Raw genomic sequence first — 23,300 nt, forward strand, 5'->3', positions numbered from 1 at the left:
TTTAATGATTTCTTTTTTATGGTGTCTATGGTTTCTGATTCAGCAGTGACAATGGGCAATGGAAATGCCCCGTCCACCATTAATCGATAGAAACCTTGGTACCCACTTCTTTGCCATCGACGATGTCAAGGATCATATTGTCAATATTGCCATTGGCAATATAAGTAGGGATGTTTTTCCTAGCGGCTTCTTTGGCTACGTGTAGCTTTGATTTCATACCGCCTCTGCCTTCTGCTTCCCCCTTGGTGGATTCCTGTATGAAATGTTCTACTTTTTCATCTGTACCCACATGGGCGATTCTTTCGGTATTTTCGTCGTCCGGGTGTCCATTGTACAGTCCGTCTGTATCCGTGAGCAGGATCAGCATATCGGCATGGATGAGTTCTGCTACCAGACTGGCCAGTTCGTCATTGTCCGTAAAGGTGGACATGGAAAGGGAAACTGCATCATCCTCATTGGCAATAGGGATAATCCCTTCAGAAAGTAGCCCTTCGTAGCAATTGATCATGTTTTCTCTATGCTTACCCGGGTCAAAATCCCTTTTGGTAGCCAAGACCTGGGCGCATCGCATCCCATAGTCTTGGAAGATATTGTAATAATGCCTCATCATCCGCGGTTGTCCCACAGCGGAGAAAACCTGTCTTCTGATGATTTTGTCTTTGATACCTACTTTATTCCCCAGGACCTCTTTTCCTGCGATGACAGAGCCCGAAGACACAAGTACAGACATAATGCCTCGTTCGTAAAGAATGGCGATTTGATCGACCATTTTCCTCAAGACAGTATTGACGATACGGTTGTCCCTATTGGTCATCACATTGGTTCCCACCTTTATGACGATCCTTTTTGGTTCTTCGTTGTTATCCATTTTGGTATTCTTTTCCAAGTTCAACAGCTCTGTTAAATGCAGCGTAAGCAGCTTCTTTGATCATTTCTTTGACATTATTGTCTTCCATGGAATCAAGGGCAGCTCTGGTGGTACCGCCTTTGGAAGCTACCTTGTTCATCCAGGCTTCAGGGTCCATGTCAGAAGAGCCGAACAATTCCACTGCACCGGCAAAGGTTTGCTCCACCAATACCCTGGAATCGTGCTTGGAGAATCCCATTTTTAGAGCAGCTTCCAGCATGGATTGCATAAAGTAGAAAATGTAGGCCGGGCCACTGCCGGAAATTCCGGTAGAAGCATCGATGTCGTTTTCCGTATCCAATCTTACTGAACGTCCGGTAGTATCCAAAAGGTTCTCAATAGTGGATAGCTCCAGCCTGGAAACCTCGTCTGATGCTGTAAAGGAGGTCAGTCCTTTTCCTACTTGGGCGGGTAGGTTTGGCATGGCCCGAACTACCTTTTTCCTATTAAGTCCTTCCTGAATAGCTGCTATAGTCACTCCTGCCATTAAGGATATGAATATTTGGCCCTCAGAGGTCAAATCTTTCATACTTTCCATCAATGCGTTGGCGTGATACGGTTTTACAGCAATAAAAATCACATCAGCTGCTGGAACACACTCCTCGAGTTTTTCAAACACAGCAAAGTGACTTCTTTTTCTCAGCTCTTCAGTTTTTTCTTTAGAATTGTCAAGGATCATAAGATCCTTATCTTTTAAAAATTTAGATTTGGCGATAGCCTCTGCGTAGGTTAATCCCATGTTGCCACCACCGATTACAAGAACTTTCATATTTTTTAGAAAGGTTTTTTATTTAAGAACAGGGACTATCCCTGTCAGTCTTCTATGCCCTGTATGCCACAATCATCGTGCAGGGATCATAATTTACGAAAAAAGTTAATGACTACCGCTAAATAATTGTTAAATCAGCATGACAGGCATAGTTTTATTGAGAAAAAACTACAATTATAATTTCATTTTGTAATTATATCAAAAAGGTTTTGTACTGATAGGTGAAGTAAAAGTAACACTGCAAATAAGTCAGTTCAACAAGGAAGATGGCAGAAAAGGGAGTGGCTGTGTAGGACATTTTGTCACGTCGTGGCGTTTTATGAGGTTTTTTAAGCTTGGAAAATCGGTGTTTTCCCTCCATTATTTGTGAGGATTTTGAGCACGGCATACTTGATGAAGGCTTGCAGTTTCAAAAATGAACTCTTTTGATTAGCTTTAAGAAAGCTGACTTTTTATCAATATGCACCATAAGACTATACTTCTCAATTGTTTATTATTCATCCAGTGCCCGTTACTATTGCTGACACAGACTTCTGCACAGGCCCAAAATAGAGTGGAGGGACAAAATTATGCCAATGCTGACCGCCCTAAGATTGGCCTGGTCCTGAGTGGGGGCGGGGCCAAGGGGATAGCCCATGTAGGCGTGATCAAGGCGATGGAGGAGGCCGGTATCCGTCCCGATTATATAGTGGGTACGAGTATGGGAGCGGTGATTGGTGGCCTGTATGCCATAGGCTATAATGCCGATGAGCTTGAATCCATTGTATTGAATGTCGACTGGGATTTGGTTGTGTCCAACAGGGTGAATTTCAATACCATTGCTTTTGAAGAAAAGGAGTATTACAACAGGTATTTATTTGAACTGCCGATTGTAGATAGGAAAATCGCTGTTCCCGTGGGACTAATAGAGGGGCAGACATTATCCGAAACGTTACATTATTATACCTGGCCGTCTATTCAATACGCTGATTTCGATGATTTTCCTATTCCATTTCGGTGTGTGGCCACTGACCTTAGATCGGGAAAGGGAATTATACTGAAATCCGGTTATCTTCCGGATGCGCTCCGGTCTAGTATTGCGATTCCTACTGCATTTACCCCTTTTGATCTGGACAGTACAATGGTAGTGGACGGAGGAGTGGTCAATAATTTTCCAGTGGATGTGGCCAGGGACATGGGAGCTGATATTGTCATTGGGGTGAATGTGGGTGAAGAGGATTTTGTGGATCCTGAAAAGCTGAATTCCTTTTCGAACGTATTGATGCAAATTGCCATGTCTACTTCCTACAGTAAGTTGGTAGACCATATCGCAGATTGTGATGTCTATATCAAACCGGACCTCAAAGACTTTAATACTGCCAGCTTTAGCAGTTACAGGGATATTTTGGAGCTTGGCCACCAAGCAGGGAATAACAACAGGGCACTCTTCGAACACCTGGCAGATAGTCTTGGTATGCGTGAAAGCAGCCCGGGGATAGGATTTAGAGTTAAGCCTATTCGCATCAGTGATATCTCCATAAGGGGTAATCGGCTTTTTTCTGATGAACTGATCAGGTCAAAATTGGACATTTCGCCTATGGATACCGTCACCAGGGCGGAACTACAGGCGGGGATTGACAGGGCCTTTGGGGTCAACGGTTTCAGAAAGCTGGATTATAACCTGAGCCCTACCGCACTGGGAAATTATAAACTGCTCATTAAGGCAAAGGAAAAGCAAGAAACCATTCTCAGTGGCGCTTTTCATTATGATAACCTTTTTTCTGCCGGTATCCTTCTGAACCTTACTGTGCGGGACCTTTTCGGGAAACCTTCCCGGACATTGGCCATCGCCGATATATCCCAAAACCCAAAATTTCGACTTGATCATTATAAATATCTGGGGGATGAAAAGAAGTTTGCACTTCATCTTCGCTACAATTATCTTTTTCAGCAAATTCCGGTATATCTTGATGGCATCAAGCAGGACCTTTACATCAATAGAGAAGCCTTTCTGAGTGCTAATATTCTAACTACCCATTCACTAAAGCAGAGCTTTTGGCTGGGAGGCTTTTATGAACGCACCAAGTTTCGCTCCAGTTTTAATATCTCGGTGCCTTCTGAAGTTCGCGGGGCGTATTATACTTATATGGGTGGACGTTTTTTGCATACCCGAAATTCCCTTAATGACCGTAATTACCCCACTGCCGGAGCCGAAAGTATTTTTGAAGGGATTTTTATGGCATATAGTAAGTACAGGGTCAAATTAAAAAATGGTGTAGATACATTGACCTTTGATGCTGGTAATGGTGATATTTATAAGGTTCCCAAGGATGAGTTTGCTGAAACCCTTGACGAAGTTACGCCGAATGGGTTTATGACGCTATATTTTAATTATTTAAAGTATTTTCCATTTAATGAGCGCTTTCAGCTTATGCCGACAGTGGCTTTTGGCCTTACCTTGAGTGACCAGAAAGGTGGACACACCTTTAGTGAATTTAGTCTTGGGGGCTATCAACGGGTAGAAATGAATGATACGCAAGCCTGGGGGTTAAATTATAGGGAGCTTATAGCAGATAATTTTATGAAATTGGGCTTCAATGTCCAGTTTGTGCCCAGTGGTAACCTGTTTTTCCGTGCAGGTACTAATCTTATTGGCCATAATTTCCACACCCCGATAAGTGATATTGACGAATTTGATATCGATGGTTTTTTTACCGATAGACTGATCTGGGGATATGGAATTGATGTTACGTTGGACTCTTTTTTGGGGCCTATCACCGGTGGACTTTCATCCAATACCAAAGATGGTGTGATCAGACCTTACCTGTCCATTGGCTTTTCGTTTAACTACTCGGATAGGTAGCCACATGGTAATGACCTTCTTGGTATTAAAAGGACTGGGAATACTAGTGATTTGGTAATTCTGCAGGGTATAGTTTTACGGAAGTGTATTTTTGGTAATGTTTAATAAGGTTTCTGATCAGTGGATTAGCACAGCTGGATAAATCAAAATCAGTGGAAAAATGAATATTGATCTTCCGGAGTTGTTCCAAGCTTCTGATGGTGATGATGTCTTTTAGGTTTTGTGGAGCAAAATCCATAAGGGTAAGCTCTTCCAGCGTTTCCAATCGGAATGCCACTTGGTAGTCCTCAAACCGCTTGGCATGCTTGATGGTAAGTTGGCTGAGCTTCGGAAATTTCTTGATAAATAAATCCTCATTCGGCCACATACATTTTGGGCCTTTTCCAATTTTCAGTATCCTCAGGTGTGGCAGCGAGGCAAGTTCATTGAATTCATTTTCACACGCTATTTCCCCCACAATTTCCAAAATGGAAAGCTCTTTCAGAGCGTCTATGCCTTTCAGTCTGTTTGAATAAGCCTTGTCCGGCGCATCGAATTTCAAGGAAAGTTGCGTTACATTTCGTAAGTGGGAAGGGGAGTGGCCCTCTTGCTGTAGGCTTCGTTTTATAGGTGTCGAAAGATCGAGCCATTTCGGGTCAAATGCTTTAAACCCTGATTTTTTTAATATTAAAATGGTGATTTCAAGTTTGTTCAGTTGGCTGTCTGCTTCCATTACTTTTTTATGGAGCTCCATCAGAAAATCTTTTGTTGGAAGTAGACGGGCAGAAGAGGGAGCCAGGGATTTGATGTAGAAGCTTTGCTTACCTGACTGGGCGCTGAGGTAGCGGTCTAGTTCTAAGTGTACCGTTGAAACTTCAATGGCATATGGCTCATGATGATTTTTTTTTGGTATGCTTCGCAGTAGCCTTTCGGCCTTGTTTTTAAGAATCTTAGCCTTTGTTGCCGTCTCCAAGCCACCAGGGAGATCATAAAGCAAATCCGAAGTTTCTGAAGGTGAAAAAACTTCAGTGTCATTGGCAAGTTTTGATGCTAACCAATCAGTGAAAATTGTTCCAAAAACAGGTGTTTTCATAACCTATAGTTGTTAAGTTAAACGATGGCAATTCATGAAAAACTGATGAGGCTTCCCATTATCATCGCAATCGATGTTAAAAATATCTTCTAGTGATAAACTACATAAATCAGAATATCAATAATATAAAATTATGAATAAAATTGATTATAGATGTGGAATGATGCTTAAAAGTAATGAATAAGTGAATTTATGTTTTGTATTGTACGTAAAAAGTAATCGAGTTTTTTTAGGAGATCATAAATGGTTTTGGTGTAAAGCAAATCAGGAAAATAATGATCGCCAGCCAAGCAAGGATTTTTCTGCCTTTATTCAGCCGGGTGCCATCTTGTACAGGAGGATGCTCCAGTCCCAAGACCCTGCCCAAAATGAAAGCGTACAATAACCATCCTTCGTATCCTTTCAGATCAGGAAAAAAGTTTAATAATGTATATTGAACGGTGACAATGGTGACAGCGATGGCCAATTTTGTTTGTGTTTTGAATGCCGATTTTTGAAAGCAGATATATATAAAGCCGATATATACCGGTATTGCGATGAGCAGGTAGGTGGGATCCAGGTGAGGATTTACTACTCCCAATCCTGCAAAGAAAATAAAGGCGATATAAAACACGTGTGAGATCTGCTTATGGTGCTTTGGGAATAGGCCGAAAATAATATGCCCGCCATCCAGCTGACCAATGGGAAGGAGGTTTAGGGCAGTAAAGAACAAGGCAAGATAGCCTGCAAATAAATAGGGATAATGAATGACTTCCTTCATATTGGGCATTTTGTCCGGATCAGCGAGGGCTTTTTCCATGCCATAAAAAAGGAGGTTTTGGCCAAGTTCGATATTCAAAACACCTTCTTGGTCATGAGAGTAATCAGGATCCAAATACTCAGGATGGATTTCATAAATATAATCGGCCTCAGGAAGGTGGGTAAAGCCATAAAACAATACTGCTAGTGCCACCACAAATCCTGCCAGGGGACCAGCCACCCCAATGTCAAAAAACTTCCGTCTACTATTGACGAAAGCTTTCATTCTAATGACGGCACCCATCGTACCAATGGATGGTGCTCCTATAAAACCAAACCAGAAAGGTATAAAATAAGGCAATGAGGCCTTTACATTATGTCTGATGGAGGTAAACAGGTGTCCAAGCTCATGGATAAGCAGAATGCCGATAAATGGAATCGAGAAGGCCATGGATTGGACAAAGTACTCCCAGGTCAGCGGCATTTCACTGGAAATAACGCTTCTACCAAAGAGCCATTCCCCACCTGCCAATGTAGTGCAAATGAAGGTCAGGACGAATAATAAGGTATGTCGTAAGTACTCTTTTTTAGTGTACATCCCTAAAGTAATCCATTAACGCATTTGGGTGATTGATATGGACCGTGCGTAGCCCTACCTTTTCAGCGCCTACCAAGTTAGGGGCCGTATCATCGAAAAATACGCCTTTTTCTGCAGGCAAGCCTATTTTTTCCAATACTTTTTCATAAATAATGGCATCTGGTTTTCGACAGCCCATTTCGTGGCTTAAAAACAGGTGATCAAAAAGCCCTGAAAAGCCTTTCTCACCAGTATCTGCCAGTAGGATCTCCTCTACTTTTTTGAAATGGATGCTGTTGGTATTGGAGAGCATAAATACAGGATGTGTTTTTCTGAGTTCCTTGAGGAGTTTGATCTTCTGTTGCGGGATGCTGATAAGCATACCGTTCCAGATATCATCTATTTCCTGGTCAGACCACTCTTTCCTAAAAGTCTTTCTGATTTCATTCCTAAAGATAACATCGCTTATCTCACCCTTCTCAAAAGCATGATGGACAGGGTGTGCCATGAAGTCCATCGGAGGAGTGTTGTTATTCGTATTCAGTAACTTTCCTAATTGGTTGACGGTAAAGGGGATGTCCAAATCAATGATGACACCACCAAGGTCAAATACAAAAAAATCGACGTTTTTATCTATTTTCATAAGGGTAAATGTTGTTGTTTTGGAATCAAATATGTAACATTGCAGTCCCAAAAGCAAGGAAAATTGTTTGAAGCTTCTTTGAGGCATTAAACAGGGATTTTTGAAGGAAAATCCGAATAGATGAGTTGCTTTTACGGGCCTATAGCTCAGCTGGTTAGAGCACTTGACTCATAATCAAGGGGTCCCTGGTTCGAGCCCAGGTGGGCCCACAAACCCCGGGAAGCCGGGGTTTTTATTTTCAGGGGAAATTAGCTCAGTTGGTTTAGAGCACTACCTCGACAAGGTAGGGGTCACTGGTTCGAGCCCAGTATTTCCCACAACAATAATGAATGGGGAGAACAGTCCATCGTGACATCTCCCAGCAGAGTGAACGGGCTACGATAACGGATTACCAGATTTTCACAGAAGACAGTCCTTATGGTTATTTCGGTCAAAGCGTACCACTAAGAAAGAGCATTTAAAGTAGGTCATTTTTTATTCGTTTTTCAAGGTTCCCTTTCTCAAAAACTCCCCATTGAGGTCTATTCTATGGGAAGAGTTTAGCAGTCTGTCCAGAATTCATGATCCGAATGCTTGCCTTCACCGCCACCTCACTTCCCTGCACGGCAGAGAGCATCGCTACGGAAGCGATATTTCTGGTGATGAGAGATTTCTAGGTGGTTTTGGTAAGCATATTTCTCTTTAATCTAGCAATGGGAATACGTGCTCCAGCATAAAAAAACAGCGCAAATCTTATTGATCTGCGCTATCTGCATGTTATCGGAACTAACCCTAATCCCCCAACTTTTTCATTTGACCCTAAGAATGTTCATAAGTTCGTTCCTTTCCTTATATTTTATGTAAGAGGTAAGCACAATTCTGTCATTGGCCCGTGGTACCGAAAGCCACTTTTTTTCCACGGTAAGACCGTGCTTTTTAATGTCCAAGCTGCTTTTTACCTTGAATTTGAACTTGACCGGACAATGGGAGCAAAGCTGTTGTAAAACCTTGCTGATGAATTCTTCACCATGGGACTTTCCAGCCTGTACCCTATACTGGTTTTCCTCCAGTCATTTGCCAAGTTATTGATTATTACACATAAAAGTAGAAGTTATGATTTTAAGGTTAATTGCGTCGTATTGGCCAATATTAACACTATAAATTAACTAAAAAATACCTATGGTGAAGTTAAAATCAGTGATGTCCCATCAGGAAGGGTGAATAATATTCAAGTTGTTTTACAGCTTAAAAACCAATTAAATTATTGATATTATTCTATTTTATTGTTTTATTTTTCATAAATATTCTCTTTTTATAATGTTATTTTTGCTTTTGTGCTGGTTTGTTGTTTTTTTTCTTTAAGTTATATGTAAGGTCCTTTCGTGTATGGTAAATTATAAAGAGACCAAAATTAGAATAAAGCTTAGATTAACGGCGAGGATATGAATATCGTGGATATAAAAAAAGGGAGAAAGGAGGAACAGATATTTAAGAAATATTATGCCCGATTGTGTGCTTATGCCCATAGTTTTTTAAAGGATCCCCAGGACGCGGAAGATATCGTACAAGATGCTTTTCGGGTTTATTTGGAAAAATCAAGCGTGGTCTGTGATGACCAATATGCTGTTAAATCTTTTCTGTACACCGCAGTAAAAAATGCTTGTTTGAATAAATTTAGAAATAAGAAAATACAGGAAGAACACAAGAAATACCTTAAAGGAAATACCATCACCTCACCGCTAGGGCTGGAAAATATCATCCATGCAGAGGTTATGGGCAAATTACATGAAGCCATTAATACCTTGCCCCATGGCTGTAAAATGGTCATCCGTTTAGGGTATCTGGAAGGGTTAAAAAACAACCAGGTAGCTGAAGTACTGAATGTCTCTGTTAATACGGTAAAGACACAAAAAAAACGGGGATTAATGCTGTTAAAACAAAAAATGGGCAATCAGGCAATTTTGTTATTGCTACTATTGGGAGGGCAATAGAATCGTACGTTAAAAAAATATTTTAATTTTTTTTAAATTCTTTTTCACCCACTTTTCAGTTGAATGTTTCTTAGGTATATGAAACGGTAAAATTACCTAAGAATGGACAATGAAGTTTTTAAGATATCGGAATTAATATTCAAATTCCTGGAAAAAAATCTCACCAAAGACGAGGAAGATGAGTTAAGACGACTTTTGAAGAAAAAAAAGTATGCCGGCTTACTGGATCGGTATAATGATATAGATAAGATACGGGAGGAACTTGATTTTATGCAGCGTTTTGATGCCGACAAGATTTGGGAACAAATCAGAAAAAGCCGGCATGTGCCATGGTGGAAGAGCAAAGAAATATATAAATACGCCGCATTTTTTTTACTGCCCTTTTTAATTTTCGCCATCCTGTTCTCCTATTTGTCGAAAGACACTTTACCGGATGCCTCTGGTACAGACCAGGAATTAAAAAACCAGGTAGTCCTGACAGTGGCCGATGGAAGTCAGGTTTTATTGGGGGAAAAGGCTGTAGAGATGACCTTACAGGAAGGGGCTGGGCTGGAAGGCTACAGGGATTCGCTGGTTTACTGGTCCGATAAACCGTTTGATCAACAGGCCAATCATACGATTCAGGTTCCGGGAATGCGGACTGTCAAAATCACCTTGGCTGATGGTACCATTGCTTGGATCAATGCCCGCTCCAAACTGACCTATCCGGCTGTTTTTGGATCCGGAACGAGGGAGGTCAGCCTTGAAGGGGAAGCCTATTTTGACGTAAATCACGATCCAGACCGGCCTTTTATTGTCAGGACCGGGCAGGCATCCATGGAAGTACTGGGCACTTCATTTAACGTAAAGTCCTATGAAGGAAAAACCGTGACAACCCTGCTCAATGGCCGTGTGGAAATGGAAACCGACCAAGGAAACATCATGCTCGCACCCGGTGAAGGGGCACAGACCGAAGGTGGTTCCCTGAAAAAACTGCCCTTACATGATTCGGAAATGGCAGTTGCCTGGAAAAACGGATATTTTTTGTTTGATAAAAGTGATTTTGGCCAGGCACTGAAGGAAGTATGCCGCTGGTACGGACTGAAACTAATGCACCCAGTAGGCGACGGGTTTAGGGAAATTACCGTCTCTGGCAAGGTCAGCAGGAAGACCCCTGTTGATGAAATGCTGTTGATCATGGAAGATGTCAGTGGTGTAAGTCTTATACGATCAGGAGATAACCTGGAGATCATAAAAAACTGATTAATGGATGTTTAACCTAAAAATAAAATAAAGCAATGGCAAATGACACCTCCTAATGCTGTGGCGAAGCCAAAAACGGCCAGAAGTGCTCGAACACTCCTGGCCTGGTCAAGGTACGCTGTCCAGTAAACAAGTCTATATACGTCACCTTAAACAATGTAAAAATATGAATTTATTATACCATAACCTACCCTCTCTTATACAAAGGAGGAGGGGGATGCTATTAAAATTGTCCCGGATTATGAAGCTCCTCTTCTTTTTCTTGACTGTGATCCAGTTTAGTGTCTTCGGATTTACCGATGCACAACAGATTACGTTAAATGAGAAAAACACCCCCATAAAAACGGTGCTTGAAAAAGCCACAATGCAGAGCGGTTACAGTTTTCTTTTTAACGAAAAGGTATTCAATGCTGCCGAAAATGTAAATATCGAAGTCACCAATGCGGATATCGATACTTTTTTGACCCACCTGCTGAAAGGGAGAAATCTTGACTATCGCCGGAGGGGGGAGACCGTAACGATCGTTCTGGCAGATGAGGATGTCCGGACCAAAAAGGACATTGCCAGAACCGTAACTGGGGTGGTCAAGGATGCCAATGGAGTGACCATACCCGGAGCCAATGTGTTGGAAGTGGGAACCACCAATGGGGTTGCTACTGGTATTGACGGTAAGTTCAGTATAGAGCTGATTACCAGCCAGCCCAGCCTCCGGGTGACCTTTGTGGGCTATGTGGCACAGGAAGTGGATGTCACCAATAATGACTATTATGAAATCATCATGGAGGAGGATTCTGAAGCGCTGGAGGAAGTAGTGGTCGTGGGTTTTGGTACCCAGAAGAAGGAAAGCCTTGTCAGTTCGGTCAGTACAATTAAAGGAGAAGAGCTCAGGTTTCCGACAAGGAGTTTGTCCAATAACCTTGCGGGACAGGTTCCGGGGCTTATAGCTGTACAGCGCTCCGGGGAACCGGGCTATGACAATTCCGAGTTTTGGATCAGGGGGATCAGTTCATTTGCCGGTGGAACCAGTCCTTTGGTACTGGTCGATGGCATTCCCAGAGACATGAACGATATAGAGCCGGATGAGATAGAAACCTTTACACTGTTAAAGGATGCTGCGGCCACCGCGATTTATGGTGCAGAGGGTGCCAACGGCGTAGTGATCATCACGTCCAAACGTGGCAAGAACCAAAAGACACAGATCACTTACCGTGGGGAATACAGTGTGCTGCAACCTACCCGTTTGCCCGAGTTTTTGGGTTCGGTGGACGTTATGAGATTATACAATGAGGGCTTGACGAATGAAGGGCAGCAGCCTGACTACAGTGATGAACTTATCGCCCGGTACGCTTCCGGACAGGACCCCGACCTCTATCCGAATTCAAATTGGATGGATTTGTTGAGGAAGACCACGAACAATACCCGACACACCTTGAATTTCAGGGGTGGAGGAGAAAAGGCCAGGTATTTTGTCTCCGGAGCCTATTTTTCGGAAAGCGGTATTTTTAAGTCCAATCCCCTGGCCGATTACGACAACAATGTCGGCCTAAAGCGGTACAACCTGCGGAGCAATGTGGATATTGATGTAACCCCTAGTACTTTACTGACGGTGGACCTGAGCGGGCAGTACCTTGAAACACACTATCCCGGATATAAGTTAGCAATAAGTAATGGAAGTGGGGTTACCGAGCTGCTAAAGCGGATAACGATTTCTTCCCCCCACCTGGTTCCGATGATCTACAGCGATGGCACATTAGCCTCCCATCCCACTCCGTCTTCCAACAGGGTAAACCCCTACAATCTGCTAATGGAATCCGGTTATGAAAATGAGTGGAGGAGTAGTCTTCAGTCGAGGGTTACCCTGGAGCAAAAGCTGGATATTATCACCAAGGGACTGAAGATCAGGGGAGTGGTCAGTTACGATTCAGAGTCGAAATTCATTTCACGAAGGGCTAAAGTACCGGCACAGTACAGGGCGACGGGAAGGGATATCAACGGTGACCTGACCTTTGAGCAGCTCATCAACGAAGAGCCCTTTGCAGACCCGTACGAGAGCAACCTCGGCAGTAAGAATATCTACCTGGAGACGTCCCTGAACTATAGCCGTAATTTCAACGAAAAACATGCTGTGGGCGGTATGTTCTTGTATTATCAAAAAGAACGGCAAGTACATAACCAAGCCCTGGCCTACAGAAAGCAGGCCTACATCGGGAGAGGAACCTACATATTTGATAAAAGGTACTCTATAGAGGCCAATTTTGGGATTACCGGAAGTGAGACCTTCGCTAAAGGTTACCGCTATGGTTTTTTTCCAGCGGTAGGGGTTGCCTGGATTGTGGAAAATGAACCTTTTTTTACAGGGATGAGGGATATCGTCTCCGGACTTAAAATAAGAGCATCGATCGGAAGGACAGGAAATGATAATACGGGTGGTGATCGATTTTTATACAGAGGGACATTTACCGGTGGAGCTGGATACCCTTTGGGGATTGGCGGAACTGGTGCGCTGAATAACCTGGGTGGTTTTGTAGAGGGTCGGTTTGAGGCACCTGGACTGAGCTGGGAGATCGAAGAAAAACGGAATGTAGGAATAGATTTGGGGCTGTTTGAAGACCGCATTACATTTCAGGCAGATTACTTTGACAATTTTCGGTATAATATTCTTCTCCAGCGAAGGACCGTTGGAGGAGCTGTAGGATTCAGGGAGGCACCTTGGCAGAATTACGGAAAAGTCTCCAATAAAGGAATCGATGCCAGCTTGCAGGCCCGGGAGTATTTTGGAGAAGTTAGGGTAGGCATCCGTGCGAATTTCACCTTTGCCAAAAACAAGATACTCGAATACGATGAAGTGGAGCAGCCTCATCCCTGGATGAACATTACCGGAACCAGTTTGAGAACAAACAGACTGCCTATTGCCGAGCGGCTATATACCGAAGATGACTTTGATGTGACGATGGAAGGCGGCGAGGCTGTTTATACCTTAAAAGAAGGACTGGCCACATCAGCATGGAGCTCCAATTTGATGCCAGGGGATATCAAATTCATGGATTTAAACGGTGACGGGAGATTTGACAACCTTGACAAGAAACGCGGAAGTGGCTACCCTGAAGTGCCCGAAATCATCTATGGGGCGGGATTCAATGTGGAATATCAGAATTTTTATATCAACGTGTTTGTGCAGGGAGCAGCACGTGCAACTACCATATTGGGTGCAGACAACAATGAAGGCTTTTTCCCATTCACGTGGGGAGTAGATGAGTCCAACGTAAGGAAAGAGGCCTTGGACAGGTGGACAGTGGAAAATCCGTCCCAGGATGTCATGTTCCCACGGATGCACCCTTCTGCCTATTGGCATAACAATCAACCGAGTACTTGGTGGCAGAGGAGTGGTGCTTTTGTGAGACTGAAAAATGTGGAGCTTGGTTACCAGTTTAAGAAAAGCCTGCTTAACAAGATCGGGGTGACTACTGGTAGGGTGTACCTCATGGGCAACAATATCTATGTATGGGATGATATAAAGATGTGGGATCCCGAAATAGGCGATCAAAACGCTGGGCTGAACTATCCGGTGCCGAGAGCATTCACCTTTGGACTTGAATTCACACTTTAAAAAACGGAATTATGATAATGGCATATAAAAATATTACAAGAGCATTATTGGTACTTTCCCTGATTGTATGTTCATGTAACCCGGATTACCTGGATGTATCTGATGAACTTGCGGGAGAGCTGACCATGGAAGAGGTCTTCAGCAGCCCAGAGAACAGTAGAAAATTCCACAGAAATATATTTTCCGGGATACCCATAAGCTCCAGGATGATTGTCGAGACCGATGGTCTTGATAATCCTTGGCCAGGGTGGACGGATGAGCTAAAGTTTAGTTTTGGGTCTTTGTATAATGGCACCGTTAACGGATTTAGTGCGGAGAATATGCCAAACCATAGATGGCATGAGTTGTACAAGCTAATCAGGCAGGCGAATCTGTTTATGGAAAATGCCGTGGTCATTCCCAAAAGTGGGCAGGCGGATTTTATCAATAAGCAGGAAATGGCAGAAATGATGGCGCAGGCTCGTTTCCTGAGAGCATATTACCATTATTTGCTTTTTGAGCTATATGGCCCCATTCCCATTATGGATGCTTCGGTAGATCCTTTGTCTCCAGACTTGGATTTTGCCAGGAATTCCGTGGACGAGGTAGTAGACTATGTGGTCAGTGAAATGTCGGAAGTTGACGACCTGCTGAGTGATAGAGAAACAAACGAAAATTTTCTTTCCCTGCCCACCAAGGGGGTCGCTTTGGCGGTAAAGGCCAAGATTTTGGTCTATGCAGCCAGTCCTTTGTATAACGGGGGGTATGATGAAGCACTAGATCTGACCAATCCTGAAGATGGGAAAAGACTGTTTCCCGACCGGGATCCAGATAAATGGAACAGGGCATTGGATGCCATACAGGAATTTATAGACTTTGCCGAATCAGGTTATTATAGACTGTACAAGGAATATGACAGTAATGGCGAATATGATCCGCATAGCTCTCTTTATAATCTTTTCATGAAGTATAATGATGAGGTGATCTGGGCCACTCCAAATCAAGGGTACGGATCAGTTGATTACTATAAAGATTTTGAGAACCGGGTGACTCCCAGATCCGAAGGGGGGGCTTTTACGAGTAATGGTGTGACGCAGGAATTAGTGGATGATTTCTTTATGGTGGATGGACTGAGCATCGAAGAATCGCCATTGTATAGCGAGACTGGATTCTCAGCACCCGGAGAGGATATGAGTGGCCAGGCAACGCCCGGAACCTATAGGATGTGGATCAACAGGGAACCGAGGTTTTATCAGACGGTGTTTTACCAGGGAAGGAAATGGCATATCAGCAATAATGTCATAAAATTCCATAAAGGATCTGCAAATGACTTTACTTCACATCATTCACTTACAGGATACTTGTTGTATAAAAGAGCCAGCCGTTCAATCCATGCTGAAGGGAATAATCCAAAATCGGAATACAGGCCTTCGTTTATCTTCAGACTAGCCGAATTCTACCTACTGTATGCAGAGGTGCTGAATGAAGTGAATCCTTCGGATCCCCGGATCATTGAGTATATAGACAAAGTCCGGGAAAGGGCAGGTATTCCTTTATTGGCCGATATCAAACCGGAAATTGCGGGCGACCAGGAGGCTCAGCGAGCTGCCGTAAGACGGGAAATGCGCGTGGAGCTCTGTACAGAAGGGCAGCGGTATTTTGATGTAAGAAGGTGGATGATCGCCGAATCCCCTGGCTCCATGCAGGGTGGCCCTTCTCATGGAATGGACATGTATGCAGAAATAGAAGAAAATTTCTATACAAGGACGGCATATGAGAAACGGCATTGGGATAAAAATATGTATTTGCACCCGATTCCCCTTAATGAGATTCAAAAGAGTGAAAAACTCGTGCAAAATCCAGGCTGGTAAGAAACCCCGCAATAGATGTTCTAATGCATATTGCGGTTTTAATCCGCCTGATGCGGATTAAACATGTCGGTTTCATTATCCAATAACTAAAAATAATAAAGAGATGAATAAACGAAAATTAAATAGAATATATGCAGGATTGCTCGGACTGCTGGTGGTGTTGGGTTCAGGTTGTGGAAATGAAGAAGAGCAAAGGCCTGAACTCAATGGGGTATACATGACCCCCACTTCTCCGTCTATTGTAGAGAAAAAAGAAATTATCCTTGGGAAGGGTAATTTCGCTAAAGTCGACTTAGCTGTCGCACTGTACCAGATTGCTGATGAGGATGTTAAGGTGACCATAGCGCAGAATAATAGCTTGGTGAAAGCCTATAACGAAAAGCATGGTACTGATTATTTGGAAATACCGGAGGAATATATTCAGTTCAGCACCAAAAGTCCTGTGATCGAGAAAGGGAAAATGGCCTCGTCACCCATTGAGCTCAATATCAATTCCGAGTCATTGTTGTTCGCCACATCTTATATGCTTCCGCTGGAAATAATGTCAGTGGAAGGAGGAAACATACAAATGAACAAATCCATGAATATCAAATATTATAATATCCAAGGAGGACCGCCACCAAATATAGCCGTTGGCAAACCTACTTCCCAAAAGAGTACCGCACATGGAGGTATCAGCTCACGGGCTGTAGATGGTAATACCAATGGTTTTTGGGCTAATGGATCCATCACTCATACCGGTACTCGTGATCAAGATTGGTGGGAAGTGGACTTGGAAGAAATTTCACCCTTGATTACCACGATTAAACTGTATAATCGAATGGACGGTGGCCCTTCGACGAGGTTGAGCGATTTTCACGTATTTGTTTCCGATGTACCATTTGAATCGACTGTCTTGTCAGAGACCATGGCTCAGGAAGGAGTATTCGACTACTTTTTCGAAGGCCCAGCCGGTGAAGTGACTGAAATACCAGTTGACAGGACCGGAAGGTATATAAGGGTCCAGTTGGAAGGAAGGACTGAACCGCTTTCCCTGGCAGAGGTAGAAGTTTTGGCGCTTTAAGAAATTTAAGCGTCAAAATGGATCAAGAGACTGTCCTATGGCAATTGGCTTATGGGACAGTCTCTTTTCTAAAATATCAGAAGATAAAAGTCAAAAGTATATTTGTCTGATGGAAGAGTGATAATTCAATCAGTTGTCTTTAATTGTAGGAGGCAGTAAAACACTTTTCTGTCTACATCTTCTTATGAGCGAAATGTTATGTTTTGTAATTTTTTGTTTATTCAAAATGATATTTTGAATAAACGTTATTGTTAACTTAAAATTGATATTTTATGGGAGTTATGAATATACGGAATTAATATGGGTGTACTGTTCTTCCTTTTTTCACTTCTAGGCTGTAACCCGGATATCTCGAGTTTTGAGGAGGGGCTATTAAATGAACAGGAGTGGGAACTCATCTTTCAAGATGAATTCAACGACACTGAATATAATGAAGATTATTGGACCAGTTACCAGACACAGCCATGGTCTTCAGCTTGGAATATGTACGTGGTACCGGAAGATAGAAGCCTTGCGGAAGTCAAAGAAGGTAAACTTCACATTAGAACCAGGTGGAATGAGGAGACAGATTTACCCGAAACAGGTGCTATCCAAACAAAAAATAAGTTCAGTTTTACCTATGGTAAGCTTGAGGTTAGTGCAAAATTCAGCAGAATGGGGCAAGGGGCCTGGCCGGCCATTTGGATGTTGCCCCAAAACCCGGTTTATTCCGGTTGGCCGGGTGCAGGAGAGATCGATGTCATGGAACACTTGAATCGTGAAACAAAAGTCTATCAGGTAATTCACCAATCAAAATCAGAGGGGGTAAAGTTAAGTCCCACACCAGAAAAGACAACGTCGGTGAATGCACAGGATTATAATACCTACGGAATTATAAAATCACCTGATAAGATTGAATTTTATGTGAACGGAGTAAAAACGATGACCCATGAAAAAGGTGGAGACAATGCCGAAATGTGGCCTTTTGAAACTGATTTTTATATTATCCTTAATCATGCTTGTGCCGATAAGGGGCAGTCTGGGACGAATTTCTGGCCTGGTTTAGTTACCTCAACAGAAGATTTTCCTTATGAAATGACCATTGACTATGTAAAAGTATGGAAAAAAATTGAGTGAAACTTCTATTTGGGATAAATCGGCTTAAGTCAGTGAATTATAATACCGATTCGAGAAAAGTTTATGTCGGCCATAAACCCCAGGAAGCCGGGGTTTTTATTTTCAGGGGTAATTTGCTCAGTTGGTTTAGAGCACTACCTCGACAAGGTAGGGGTCACTGGTTTGAGCCCCGTATTTCCCACAACAAAATTGATTTGGTAGAACAGTCCATCGTGACATATCCCAGCAGAGTGAACGGCCTACTATTAACGAATTACCTGATTTTACAAAAGATAACGGGGATTTTTGGAGACCATTATCATCCCAAATAAATTTAATACATCCCGGATTTTGCTATAATTCCTATCGGTAATCAATGATCCAAACCTCCCTGTATTTTTGAAATTGGCGAAAATTACTATATTTGATTTGGCGATAGCCATTTTTTAAAAAATAACGCTACTACTCAATATGCAACCACACACTCACTACGCCGTGGCCATGGCGTTTCCAAGGCATTCATTTGCCACCCATTTATTGGACAGGGGGACGGATTTACGTTATATTCAACAATTGCTGGGGCATCACAGTCCCAACACAACGGCGATATACACGCACGTGTCCACCAAAAATTTGCAAAACATCAAAAGTCCTTTTGACCAACTGACAAATGATAATCAACTGGATATTAACTATTTAAAAAACAAATAACCAATGGCGTATATACTCCAATAGAGTATATTAAGACGTTAGGCTTTATTAAAAAAAAGAACAACTAAATGATTCCAACAACATTTATAAATTATGCAGCTGACACACTTGCCGAAACACAAGACGGATTAACAGGAAGTCGAATTGCCGAATACAGTGCTGCATATGCGATTGACTTTGACATCGAGATTCCTTATCCAGAATATCCATTTCCAGCAGATTTGCCCAATAAAAGAACCGCACTTCGAGAAAATTTAAAAGCCTTTAGTTCAGAACAACAATTTAAAATCATAAAAGAACTATCTGAACTTCCTCATTTTGAAAATAACGCAGGTGTAAAAGATTTAAGAATAAAATTAATCTCACGATATGGAGCATTAGGAGAAGGAAATGCAAAAGAAGAGATTAATGAATCTTTGGTTGAAGAGACACAGCATTGGCTCTCTGAATATCCTGAAGTTTTAAAACTTTACAATGACTGTTTAGAAAAGCACTCAAATGGAATCCATCAAAGAAATTTATTGGACGACTTGAGACTTTCATTGGAAACTTTGCTAAAAACTATTCTCGAAAATGGTAAATCGTTGGAAAATCAAATTGCGGAATTGGGCAAATTCATCAATGAACGAAACGGTTCTAAGGAATTGAATAATATGTTTCTGAAACTAATTGACTACTTTTCTAAGTATCAAAACACTTATGTAAAGCATAATGACAATGTAAATGAAAATGAAGTAGAAATCATCATTGAAATGGCAAGTTCATTTATGAAATTTATAGTAAGAATAAAATAACAAAGCCTAACAATGTATATAAAAAATAGGCGAAACAGCAGTAAAATCAAGGCTTTTGACTCGTATCAAAGTTCTTGCTTAACCGAAAGTTTGGTGCTTCCTAACCGCCTACTTTTCATATACTAACCATTGTCAGTTTATACCTCCCTCCGGTCGACATAAACTGACAATGGGCGGGCGGCTCCGCCGCATGTCGCCGTTTCTGCACTCCCTACGGTCGCTACAAAACGACAACATGCGGCTAAATGCCATATTATTTCAAGATACTATGTATCTTTTCACAATACGGCACTTAGCCGCCCGCCCGTTGGCAACAATTTGAAAAAAAATTACGTGCGTCTGTGTTAGTTTAAACTTGTATAAATAGTGTGCCGTGACATATTTAGAAAAACTCATTAAAGAAAAAGGACCTATTCTATCAAGTGAATTGCTCGAATCCCTTGCTATAAAAGAACCTAGCATTTCAAAAGAAGCTGCCCGAAAACGACTTTCGAGAATAAGTAAAGATGTTTATCGTATAAAAGGTTTATTCGCTGACGGACAAATTTTGTTTCACGATAAAGAAGATTATGGTACTGAAGATTATTATTCTGGTCTATCCAGAGCATTAAAAAAAGCTGGAAAACAATACCATATAATTTTACAATCATTAGACTTTCATTATGGACAAATTAAACTCAATCAATTACCTTCTTATTCTGTAAATCCAGTTTTAGACTTAAAAGGGCATATTACTTTTGGAACAGCATTGGAAAAATTAAAGCGACTAAATTTAATTCAAGTAGATGATGAGTTTGTAACGGTCTCAAGTTTAGTTACAGATAATAACCCAAACCATAATAGAGCAAAGGGAATTGAAGTAGCCAAAAACTTTTTATTAATTCAATTTAATGATTGGTCAAGAAAAATTGGATTAGTCTCTTACAACAGCTCTAAATTTCATAGCGAATTTGGTAAATACCAATTTAATTTTGTTTCACCTTCTTACATAGGTTCATTACCAAAAATAAATGGAAAAAATATTATTCCTGCTTTTGTTGTTGCAGATATACTTATTGGAAACACAGTAAATGAGAATCAAGTTGAGTTTTTTCTAAACAAAATCAAGGCATTAAAGTTTCAAAAGAATTTAGCCAAATTCATACCTTTTTTAATTGTTGAATCAGTCGACACCAAAGCACTTAACAATTTAAAAGCTCAAGGTGTTGTCGTTGGCTTTGTAAATGAATTATTCGGAGATAAATATAAGGACTTACTTAATTCTTTAATTTCTTTAGTCACTAATGCTGGTGCAATACTTAAAAAAAATCCAGAGGCCTATTTAGACTTAATTAGCAAGCTAAACAAGTTGGTAGATGGCAAAACTAATAACTTACGTGGCGACTTATTTGAATTAGCTGTAGGTTATTACCAAGGGAGAGTTTGTAAATCAATTGACATCGGCAAACTAATAAACCACGAAGGCTTACAAAGAGAAATAGATGTATTTGGCTTACAATCTGACAAAATTATTATTTCTGAATGTAAAGGATATAACCAAAAAGTAGGTTTGGAAGAAGTAAAAACTTGGTTAACCGAAAAAGTTCCAGTAATAAGAAAGTGGGTTCTTGACCAACCTTCAATATCTGACAAAGAGTTAGTGTTTGAATTTTGGTCAACAGGTGGTTTTAATGACGAAGCAATTACATTTTTAACCAAAAGAAAGGAAAACACTAGTAAATATAAAATTGACTTTTTCGACCTTGATGAAATGATTGAAAAATCAAAGGAAATAAAATCAAAAAAGTTTACTGAAATTTTGAGAGAATATTATATTAAAGAAATTTAAAAAAACTGTTGCCAACAATGGCTATAAGTAATTGCTTGTTCTCGCCTACTTCTGAAAATCCTCGCGGATTTTCAGCTTGGTGTGTACTTGCAAAGTTAAGTGCCAAACCACGCAACTACTCATAGCCGAGACCGTTGTCAGGTTATACCTCCCTCCGGTCGGCATAAACTGACAATGGGCGTCATATAAAACAGAGACTAATAAATGGCAGTTCCGACAAATAGACAAGAATTGATTTCTGAAATAGAAAAGAACTATTCCAAGTTAAAAAAGGACTTAGAAACTATTCCATCGGAATTGACCAAGGAAAAGGAACTCGAAGGGCACGCAAAAGGGACTGAAATGAGCGTTTCGGATTTGGTTGCCTATTTGATTGGTTGGGGAGAACTTGTCTTAAAATGGAATCGGAAAAAGAACAAAAACGAAAATGTTGATTTTCCAGAAACAGGTTATAAATGGAATGAATTGGGGAAACTTGCCCAGAAATTTTATTTGGACTACGAAAAACTTGACTATAAATCACTTTTGGACAAATTGGATAAAGTTGTCAACGAAATTTTGAATGTGATAAAAAGTACTAAAAATGTCGATTTGTACGAAAAGCCGTGGTACGAAAAGTGGACTATGGGAAAAATGGTACAATTAAACACTTCTTCACCGTATAAAAACGCAAGAAGTAGGGTGAGAAAATGGAAAAAGCTGAATGAAGAAAAAAATACGAACGCACAACAATGGCTATAAGTAATTGCTTGTTATCGTCTACTTCTGAAAATCCTCGCGGATTTTCAGTTCGATGTGTACTTGCAAAGTTAAGTGCTAACCCACGCAACTACTCATAGCCTAGACCGTTGTCAGTTTATACCTCCCTCCGGTCGGCATAAACTGACAATGGACGGTCGGATCCGCCGCATGTCGCCGTTTCTGCACTCCCTACGGTCGCTACAAAACGACAACATGCGGCTAAATGCCATATTATTTCAAGATACTATGTATCTTTTCACAATACGGCACTTAGCCGCCCGCCCATTCTACGCAATTTGAAAACAGAAACTGAAATACAAACGATAATCGAATTGGAGAAATGGTTGAAAGACAACTGTTATTCTATGAACAGTTATAGCATAAATGGTAATTTCATTTATGAAGGTTATATTCTGGAGAATAATGGCGGACTTTATCAATGGAATTATACTGAACGTGGAGAAAAAAGGATTCTTGATCATTTTGCTACTGAAAAAGATGCAGTTGAATATGCATTAAAAAAGATAAAATCTGACGAGCACGCAAATCGGAATTTTATTGGAATGTATAAAGAAAGTTTCGGAGTTGAAAAGATATTGTCTGAACTGAAAAATCGTGAAATTGAGTATTGGACTGACAGCATACCTTATGGCGGATTGAATGACTATCGAACAAGAATATTTATAATTGGTTGTGGAATTAAAAAGGCTACCGATTTAATTCAAAACGAGGAAAAACAGCGTAGAACAACGTATAAAAATAATGGCGGAAACTCTGCCAAAACGAGGAACAGTAATAAAAATAAACTTTGGTCTAAACTGAAAAGATTGTGGTCTTAAAACCCCACTATT

At 41.2% G+C, this 23,300-nt stretch carries 16 protein-coding genes, 3 tRNA genes and 1 pseudogene; 15 read left to right on the forward strand and 5 right to left on the reverse strand.

What is annotated here, in order from left to right; genetic code table 11:
• Nucleotides 1-79: 79 nt before the first annotated feature.
• Nucleotides 80-868 (reverse strand): glutamate 5-kinase, encoded by a 789-nt coding sequence (gene proB, locus FKX85_RS12660; protein ID WP_141615077.1) that lies wholly within the window; start codon nt 866-868, stop codon nt 80-82.
• Entirely contained in the window at nt 861-1,676 is an 816-nt protein-coding gene (proC, locus tag FKX85_RS12665) for a pyrroline-5-carboxylate reductase (protein WP_141615078.1), read from the reverse strand. The genes proB and proC overlap by 8 nt, the downstream gene beginning before the upstream one ends.
• A 517-nt stretch (nt 1,677-2,193) precedes the next feature.
• On the opposite strand from proC, the gene FKX85_RS12670 reads away from it, so the two are divergent.
• A complete protein-coding gene (locus tag FKX85_RS12670) occupies nt 2,194-4,518 on the forward strand; it encodes a patatin-like phospholipase family protein (protein WP_229239615.1) in 2,325 nt (774 codons plus the stop codon).
• Between the two features lie 43 nt (nt 4,519-4,561).
• Here FKX85_RS12670 and FKX85_RS12675 read toward each other — a convergent pair whose 3' ends face one another.
• The 3 genes from FKX85_RS12675 to FKX85_RS12685 form a co-directional block, all read right to left on the reverse strand.
• Nucleotides 4,562-5,590 carry a hypothetical protein gene (locus FKX85_RS12675; RefSeq protein WP_141615080.1) on the reverse strand — a complete coding sequence of 343 codons (1,029 nt, stop codon included), beginning with the start codon at nt 5,588-5,590 and terminating at the stop codon, nt 4,562-4,564.
• 229 nt (nt 5,591-5,819) lie between these two features.
• Nucleotides 5,820-6,926 (reverse strand): site-2 protease family protein, encoded by a 1,107-nt coding sequence (locus FKX85_RS12680; RefSeq protein ID WP_141615081.1) that lies wholly within the window; start codon nt 6,924-6,926, stop codon nt 5,820-5,822.
• Entirely contained in the window at nt 6,916-7,548 is a 633-nt protein-coding gene (locus tag FKX85_RS12685) for an HAD family hydrolase (protein WP_141615082.1), read from the reverse strand. Before FKX85_RS12685 ends, FKX85_RS12680 begins: the two co-directional genes overlap by 11 nt.
• Nucleotides 7,549-7,683: 135 nt before the next feature.
• On the opposite strand from FKX85_RS12685, the gene FKX85_RS12690 reads away from it, so the two are divergent.
• The 14 genes and pseudogenes from FKX85_RS12690 to FKX85_RS12760 all read left to right on the forward strand — a co-directional run bounded on the left by FKX85_RS12690 (nt 7,684) and on the right by FKX85_RS12760 (nt 23,288).
• A tRNA-Ile gene (locus FKX85_RS12690) sits at nt 7,684-7,757 on the forward strand.
• A gap of 33 nt (nt 7,758-7,790) precedes the next feature.
• Nucleotides 7,791-7,865 (forward strand) — tRNA-Val (locus tag FKX85_RS12695).
• Between the two features lie 1,104 nt (nt 7,866-8,969).
• The gene (locus FKX85_RS12705; protein ID WP_141615083.1) at nt 8,970-9,518 is read left to right on the forward strand and encodes an RNA polymerase sigma-70 factor; all 549 of its coding nucleotides are present in this window, start codon (nt 8,970-8,972) and stop codon (nt 9,516-9,518) included.
• Between the two features lie 102 nt (nt 9,519-9,620).
• Entirely contained in the window at nt 9,621-10,760 is a 1,140-nt protein-coding gene (locus tag FKX85_RS12710) for a FecR domain-containing protein (protein ID WP_141615084.1), read from the forward strand.
• A gap of 241 nt (nt 10,761-11,001) precedes the next feature.
• Nucleotides 11,002-14,367, forward strand: coding sequence for a TonB-dependent receptor (locus tag FKX85_RS12715; protein WP_210416854.1), 3,366 nt, complete (start codon nt 11,002-11,004; stop codon nt 14,365-14,367).
• Nucleotides 14,368-14,384: 17 nt separating this feature from the next.
• Nucleotides 14,385-16,217 carry a RagB/SusD family nutrient uptake outer membrane protein gene (locus FKX85_RS12720; protein ID WP_141615086.1) on the forward strand — a complete coding sequence of 611 codons (1,833 nt, stop codon included), beginning with the start codon at nt 14,385-14,387 and terminating at the stop codon, nt 16,215-16,217.
• Nucleotides 16,218-16,320: 103 nt separating this feature from the next.
• Complete coding sequence (locus FKX85_RS12725) at nt 16,321-17,280, forward strand: BT_3987 domain-containing protein (RefSeq protein WP_141615087.1); 960 nt, start codon at nt 16,321-16,323, stop codon at nt 17,278-17,280.
• A gap of 300 nt (nt 17,281-17,580) precedes the next feature.
• A complete protein-coding gene (locus FKX85_RS12730; protein WP_141615088.1) occupies nt 17,581-18,396 on the forward strand; it encodes a glycoside hydrolase family 16 protein in 816 nt (271 codons plus the stop codon).
• A gap of 106 nt (nt 18,397-18,502) precedes the next feature.
• Nucleotides 18,503-18,577: transfer RNA gene (locus FKX85_RS12735), tRNA-Val, on the forward strand.
• 311 nt (nt 18,578-18,888) lie between these two features.
• A pseudogene (locus FKX85_RS12740) lies at nt 18,889-19,086 on the forward strand (tyrosine-type recombinase/integrase); the annotation flags it as partial.
• Between the two features lie 68 nt (nt 19,087-19,154).
• Nucleotides 19,155-19,880, forward strand: a complete 726-nt coding sequence (locus FKX85_RS12745; RefSeq protein WP_141615090.1) for a hypothetical protein — start codon at nt 19,155-19,157, stop codon at nt 19,878-19,880.
• A gap of 373 nt (nt 19,881-20,253) precedes the next feature.
• Nucleotides 20,254-21,708: a hypothetical protein gene (locus tag FKX85_RS12750; RefSeq protein WP_141615091.1), complete on the forward strand. Its 1,455-nt coding sequence runs from the start codon at nt 20,254-20,256 to the stop codon at nt 21,706-21,708.
• 204 nt (nt 21,709-21,912) lie between these two features.
• Nucleotides 21,913-22,449: a ClbS/DfsB family four-helix bundle protein gene (locus FKX85_RS12755; protein WP_141615092.1), complete on the forward strand. Its 537-nt coding sequence runs from the start codon at nt 21,913-21,915 to the stop codon at nt 22,447-22,449.
• A 365-nt stretch (nt 22,450-22,814) separates the two neighbouring features.
• The gene (locus FKX85_RS12760) at nt 22,815-23,288 is read left to right on the forward strand and encodes a hypothetical protein (protein WP_141615093.1); all 474 of its coding nucleotides are present in this window, start codon (nt 22,815-22,817) and stop codon (nt 23,286-23,288) included.
• Nucleotides 23,289-23,300: the final 12 nt, after the last annotated feature.

It is taken from the genome of Echinicola soli, assembly GCF_006575665.1.
In the GTDB taxonomy this organism is placed as follows: Bacteria; Bacteroidota; Bacteroidia; order Cytophagales; family Cyclobacteriaceae; genus Echinicola; species Echinicola soli.

Bases quoted from the DNA above. Each gene is read 5' to 3' on its own strand.
- proB (WP_141615077.1), bottom strand. From the start codon at position 868: ATGGATAACAACGAAGAACCAAAAAGGATCGTCATAAAGGTGGGAACC.
- proC (WP_141615078.1), bottom strand. From the start codon at position 1,676: ATGAAAGTTCTTGTAATCGGTGGTGGCAACATGGGATTAACCTACGCA.
- FKX85_RS12675 (WP_141615080.1), bottom strand. From the start codon at position 5,590: ATGAAAACACCTGTTTTTGGAACAATTTTCACTGATTGGTTAGCATCA.
- FKX85_RS12680 (WP_141615081.1), bottom strand. From the start codon at position 6,926: ATGTACACTAAAAAAGAGTACTTACGACATACCTTATTATTCGTCCTG.
- FKX85_RS12685 (WP_141615082.1), bottom strand. From the start codon at position 7,548: ATGAAAATAGATAAAAACGTCGATTTTTTTGTATTTGACCTTGGTGGT.
- FKX85_RS12705 (WP_141615083.1), top strand. From the start codon at position 8,970: ATGAATATCGTGGATATAAAAAAAGGGAGAAAGGAGGAACAGATATTT.
- FKX85_RS12710 (WP_141615084.1), top strand. From the start codon at position 9,621: ATGGACAATGAAGTTTTTAAGATATCGGAATTAATATTCAAATTCCTG.
- FKX85_RS12715 (WP_210416854.1), top strand. From the start codon at position 11,002: ATGAAGCTCCTCTTCTTTTTCTTGACTGTGATCCAGTTTAGTGTCTTC.
- FKX85_RS12720 (WP_141615086.1), top strand. From the start codon at position 14,385: ATGGCATATAAAAATATTACAAGAGCATTATTGGTACTTTCCCTGATT.
- FKX85_RS12725 (WP_141615087.1), top strand. From the start codon at position 16,321: ATGAATAAACGAAAATTAAATAGAATATATGCAGGATTGCTCGGACTG.
- FKX85_RS12730 (WP_141615088.1), top strand. From the start codon at position 17,581: ATGGGTGTACTGTTCTTCCTTTTTTCACTTCTAGGCTGTAACCCGGAT.
- FKX85_RS12745 (WP_141615090.1), top strand. From the start codon at position 19,155: ATGATTCCAACAACATTTATAAATTATGCAGCTGACACACTTGCCGAA.
- FKX85_RS12755 (WP_141615092.1), top strand. From the start codon at position 21,913: ATGGCAGTTCCGACAAATAGACAAGAATTGATTTCTGAAATAGAAAAG.
- FKX85_RS12760 (WP_141615093.1), top strand. From the start codon at position 22,815: ATGAACAGTTATAGCATAAATGGTAATTTCATTTATGAAGGTTATATT.